The sequence below is a fragment of the Nioella sp. MMSF_3534 genome (genome assembly GCF_030732985.1).
GTDB lineage: Bacteria > Pseudomonadota > Alphaproteobacteria > Rhodobacterales > Rhodobacteraceae > Nioella.
Genome location: NZ_JASHJX010000091.1, coordinates 1 through 5,191, shown reverse-complemented (window position 1 = coordinate 5,191; position 5,191 = coordinate 1). Strand labels below are relative to the sequence as shown.

The following is a 5,191-nucleotide window of genomic DNA, read 5'->3' as shown; positions in this document are numbered from 1 at the left end:
GGGGGTGTACGGGGGGTGTACAGGGGGTGCACGCATGGCACCGGGGTGTTCCGGGCGCAAAAAAGCCCCGGAGCGCTGTCGCACGCCGGGGCCTTTGGGACCGCTGTCGGGCGATCGGATCAGCCGAAAACCTTGGTCAGCGCCTTGTCCACCGCATCGGTGATCGCGTCGATATCCTCTGCCGTGGCGATCAGCGCGGGGCTGAAGCACAGCACGTTGTTGCGCCCCGGAATCGAGCGGTTGGAGGAGCCGATGATGACGCCCTGCGCGGCGCAATCCGCGACCACGGCCATTACGTCCTTTTCCTCGACCGGTTCCTTGGTCTCGCGGTCTTTCACCAGTTCCGCGCCCAGGAAAAGCCCCTTGCCGCGCACGTCTCCGATGATCTGGTGCTTGTCCATCAGCGCCCTGAGGTTGCCGATCATCCGGGCGCCCATCTGGGTGCAGTTTTCCAGCAGGCCCTCTTCCTCGATGATCGCCATGTTCTCCAGCGCCGCCGCCGGGCCGCCGGTGCAGCCGCCGAAGGTGGAGATGTCGCGGAAATGGTTCAGCTTGTCCGTGGGGTCGGTCTTGAACAGATCGAACACCTCTTCCGTCGTCACCATGCAGGCGATGGCCGCATAGCCGGAGGCGACGCCCTTGGCCATGGTCACGAAGTCGGGCTTGATGCCGTAATGCTGGTAGCCGAACCATTCGGTGCCGGTCCGGCCCACGCCGCAGACGACCTCGTCGATATGGAGCAGGACGTTGTATTCCTTGCAAATCTCCTGCACGCGGTCCCAGTAGCCTTCGGGCGCTTCGATGACGCCGCCGCCTGCTGTCACGGGTTCGAGGCAGAGCGCGCCGACGGTTTCCGGGCCTTCGCGCAGGATCACCTCCTCGATCTGGTTCGCGGCGGCAATGCCGAAGTCCCGGCCCGAGAGATGGCCCAAGCCCAGTTCCTCTTTGCGGTATTCCATGCAATGGGGGACGCGCACGAAATCGGGGGCGAAGGGGCCGTATTGCATGTTGCGTTCATCCTGCCCGCCCGCCGACATCGCGGCAAGGGTGGAGCCGTGATAGTCGCGGTCGCGGTAGAGGATCTTGGTCTTTTGCCCCCCGTATTTCTTGTGCGCGATCTGGCGCACCATCTTGAAGGCCTTCTCGTTCGCCTCGGAGCCGGAGTTGGTGTAGTAGACGCGGGACATGCCCGGCATTTTCTCGATCAGCTTCTCGGCAAAAAGCGCGCCGGGAATGGAGCCTGCGGCCTGGGCGAAATAGCACATCTTCATGAGCTGCTCATGGACGGCATCGGCAATGCGCTTGCGGCCATAGCCCACGTTCACGGTCCAGACAGCGCCGGAGACGGCGTCGATATATTCCTTGCCATGGGCATCCCAGACCCGCATGCCCTTGCCCTCGACGATGATCCGGGGTTCGCCGGTTTCAAAGGGTTTGTGCTGGATCAGATGGTGCCAGACATTGGCGCGATCCGCCTCGATCACATGGCTGATATCATTGGGATTGAAGGGGGTGTTCATATCTCTCTCCACCGGAAAACGGTCTCTGGGGTCACAGTGCCGGGTTGCGCCTGTGTCAGATAGGGCCAGAGCCTATCCATGCATAGCGCCAGTGGATTGACAAGCACCCTGTGCCCCGCGCATGTGGTGTGACCAGAGCTAACCAGAGGTTAAGTCCAGCCGTGCCCATCCCGGTGGAATCCTTCTTTCTCGATGCCCAGGCCGAAGGAACCCTTCAGCAGAAGGTGCAAAGGCTGGTGGCAGAGGGCATTCTGTCCGGGCGTTTCAGGCCCGGCGAAAAGCTGCCATCCAGCCGGAAACTGGCCATTCATCTGGGGATCAGCCGGATTACGGTGACCAATGCCTATACCGAGCTGGTAGCGGATGATTACCTGAATTCGCGCGGGCGGTCAGGCTATTTCGTGTCCGATACGGCGCCTTCCCCGCCTGAATTCGATCTCAGCAACCGTAAGGAAAATCCGGGGATCGACTGGTCGCGGGCCATTGGCCAACGCTTCGACAGCCCGGCCCTGCCGCTGCGCCCGCTGAACTGGCATGAATACCCCTATCCGTTCATCTACGGGCAGGCGGACCCGTCGCTCTTCTCGCATCAGACCTGGCGGCAATGCGGATTGCAGGCGCTTGGGCAGAAGGATTTCAAGATCCTGACCGCCGACCGTTACGAGGAAGACGACGAACGCCTGCTGGAACATATCCAGCGCCATATCCTGCCGCGCCGGGGGATCGCCGCCCGCAAGGAAGAAATCCTGATCACCATGGGCGCGCAGAACGCGCTGTGGATGACGGCACAGATCCTGCTGACGCAGCGGCGCAAGGCGGTGTTGGAAAACCCGACCTATCCCGGCTTGCGAGAGATCCTGACCCAGACCAGATGCCATCTGGTGCCAATTGACGTGGATGACGAGGGCTTGCCGCCCGAGGCGCTGCCGCCCGATACGGACGTGGTCTTTACCACCGTCTCGCACCATTGCCCGACCAATATGACCATGCCGGTGGATCGCCGCAGGCGGCTTCTGGATCTTGCGACCGAGCGTGGGTTCGTGGTGGTCGAGGACGACTATGAATTCGAGCTCTCCTTCAAGAACGCACCGTCGCCCGCGTTGAAGTCGATGGATGACACCGGGGCGGTGATCTATATCGGCTCGTTCTCCAAGTCGCTCTTTCCGGGGCTGAGGCTGGGATATGTCGTGGCGGATGAGGAGTTTATCCGCGAAGCGCGCGCGCTGAGGGCGCTGGTCTTGCGCCACCCGCCCGGTCATATCCAGCGCACCGTCGCCTATTTCCTGTCGCTCGGCCATTACGACGCGCAGATCAACCGGATGCGAAAGGCCTACGAGATTCGCCGCACGGTCATGGCCGCCGCGATCGAGCGCCATGGATTGTCCATTTCAGGGGCGGTTGCCACCGGCGGCTCCAGCTTCTGGATGGCGGCCCCGCCGCGCGTCGATACCGAGATTCTGGCCCGCAGGCTTTATGATCGCGGCGTGGTCATAGAACCGGGGCGCAGCTTTTTCAGCCCGGCGGATGACGCCCGCCGGTTCTACCGGTTGGCCTACAGTTCCATCCCCTCTGAAAAGATCCCCGAAGGCATCCGCCGGATCGCCGATGAGATCGCCGCCTTTGGCCATAGCGAGCCGCGCTAACTGGCCCTAACGGCGGGGCAGGGCAGGGCGCTACAACCGACGTCAAAGCACAGACAGTGCCCATCCTTTTCCGTGGAGATGCCGCCAATGAAAATGACCACCGAAGAAGCCTTTGTAAAAGTGCTGCAAATGCATGGGATCGAAGATGCCTTTGGCATTATCGGCTCCGCCTTCATGCCGATTTCCGACCTGTTCCCGCAGGCGGGCATTTCCTTCTGGGACTGCGCCCACGAAGGCTCGGGCGGGATGATGGCCGATGGCTACACCCGCGCGTCGGGCAAGATGAGCATGATGATCGCCCAGAACGGCCCCGGCATCACCAATTTCGTGACCGCCGTGAAAACCGCCTACTGGAACCACACGCCGCTGCTGCTTGTCACGCCGCAGGCCGCCAACAAGACCCTGGGGCAGGGGGGCTTCCAGGAGGTCGAACAGATGGCCGCCTTCAAGGATATGGTCGCCTACCAGGAAGAGGTGCGCGACCCGTCGCGCGTGGCCGAAGTGCTGAACCGGGTGATCATCAACGCCAAGCGCGCCTCTGCCCCTGCGCAGATCAACATGCCCCGCGATTACTGGACGCAGGTGATCGACATCGACCTGCCCGCGATCGTGGAATTCGAACGCCCCGGTGGCGGCGAGGATGCGGTGACCGAGGCCACGCGCCTGCTGTCCGAGGCCAAGTTCCCGGTGATCCTGAACGGCGCGGGCGTGGTTCTGGGCGGCGCGATCCCCGCCTCCATGGCGCTGGCCGAACGTCTCGATGCGCCGGTCTGCGTCGGCTACCAGCACAACGATGCCTTCCCCGGCTCTCACCCGCTCTTTGCCGGGCCGCTTGGCTACAACGGATCGAAGGCCGGGATGGAACTGATCAGCCAGGCGGACGTGGTCCTGTGTCTGGGCACCCGTCTCAACCCGTTCTCGACCCTGCCAGGCTATGGCATCGACTATTGGCCGCAAAACGCCAGGATCATCCAGGTCGACATCAATCCCGACCGGATCGGCCTGACCAAGAAGGTCTCGGTCGGCATCGTGGGGGATGCGAAAAAAGTCGCGACGTCGATCCTTGCGCAGCTCTCCGACACGGCAGGCGACGAAGGCCGGGCCGAGCGCAAGGCGCGTATCGCACAGACCAAATCGGCCTGGGCGCAACAGCTCTCCTCCATGGATCACGAAGATGACGATCCCGGCACCAGCTGGAACGAACGCGCCCGCGCCGACAAGCCCGACTGGATGAGCCCCCGCATGGCCTGGCGTGCGATCCAGCGCGCCCTGCCGAAAGAGGCGATCATCTCTTCGGACATCGGCAACAACTGCGCCATCGGCAACGCCTACCCCTCCTTCGAGGAAGGCCGCAAATACCTTGCCCCCGGCCTCTTCGGCCCCTGCGGATACGGCCTGCCCGCCGTTGTCGGTGCCAAGATCGCCTGCCCGGATACGCCGGTCGTGGGCTTCTCGGGCGACGGGGCCTTCGGCATCGCGGTCACGGAACTGACGGCGATCGGCCGCGGCGAATGGCCCGCGATCACGCAGGTGGTGTTCCGCAACTACCAGTGGGGGGCCGAGAAGCGGAATTCGACCCTGTGGTATGACGACAATTTCGTCGGCACGGAACTCGATGAACAGGTCAGCTACGCCGGCATCGCAAAGGCCTGCGGCTTGCAGGGCGTCGTGGCGCGCACCATGGACGAGCTCTCTGACGCGCTGCAACAGGCGCTGAAGGATCAGGCGGCCGGCAAGACCACGCTGATCGAGGCGATGATCAACCAGGAACTTGGCGAACCCTTCCGCCGCGACGCGATGAAGAAACCGGTCGCCGTGGCGGGCATCGACGCCGCCGACATGCGCCCACAGAAAACGGCCTGATCTCTGGCCTGTTCAGGCCAAGGGACCGCGGCGTAATCCGCGGTCCTTTTCCTTAGAATTTAGGGCACTAGCAGGCCCGTGATCCGGAACCGCCGCCTTGATTTTCCCGACATCGGGCAAGCCCGCAAAAAATCTCTCAAACCCTATGGACAGCCCCGCCCGAAC

At 63.1% G+C, this 5,191-nt stretch carries 3 protein-coding genes; 2 read left to right on the top strand and 1 reads right to left on the bottom strand.

The window, feature by feature from the left end; all coding sequences use genetic code 11:
- Nucleotides 1-119: 119 nt before the first annotated feature.
- Entirely contained in the window at nucleotides 120-1,520 is a 1,401-nt protein-coding gene (locus RBB16_RS20400; RefSeq protein ID WP_306047869.1) for an aspartate aminotransferase family protein, read from the bottom strand.
- Between the two features lie 161 nt (nucleotides 1,521-1,681).
- Between RBB16_RS20400 and RBB16_RS20395 the strand changes: the two genes are divergently transcribed.
- Nucleotides 1,682-3,163, top strand: a complete 1,482-nt coding sequence (locus tag RBB16_RS20395) for a PLP-dependent aminotransferase family protein (protein WP_306047868.1) — start codon at nucleotides 1,682-1,684, stop codon at nucleotides 3,161-3,163.
- A gap of 87 nt (nucleotides 3,164-3,250) precedes the next feature.
- Nucleotides 3,251-5,026 carry a sulfoacetaldehyde acetyltransferase gene (gene xsc / locus RBB16_RS20390; protein ID WP_306047867.1) on the top strand — a complete coding sequence of 592 codons (1,776 nt, stop codon included), beginning with the start codon at nucleotides 3,251-3,253 and terminating at the stop codon, nucleotides 5,024-5,026.
- The last annotated feature ends 165 nt before the right edge of the window (nucleotides 5,027-5,191 follow it).

Coding starts and splice junctions, on each gene's coding strand:
- xsc (WP_306047867.1), top strand. CDS start 3,251: ATGAAAATGACCACCGAAGAAGCCTTTGTAAAAGTGCTGCAAATGCAT.
- RBB16_RS20400 (WP_306047869.1), bottom strand. CDS start 1,520: ATGAACACCCCCTTCAATCCCAATGATATCAGCCATGTGATCGAGGCG.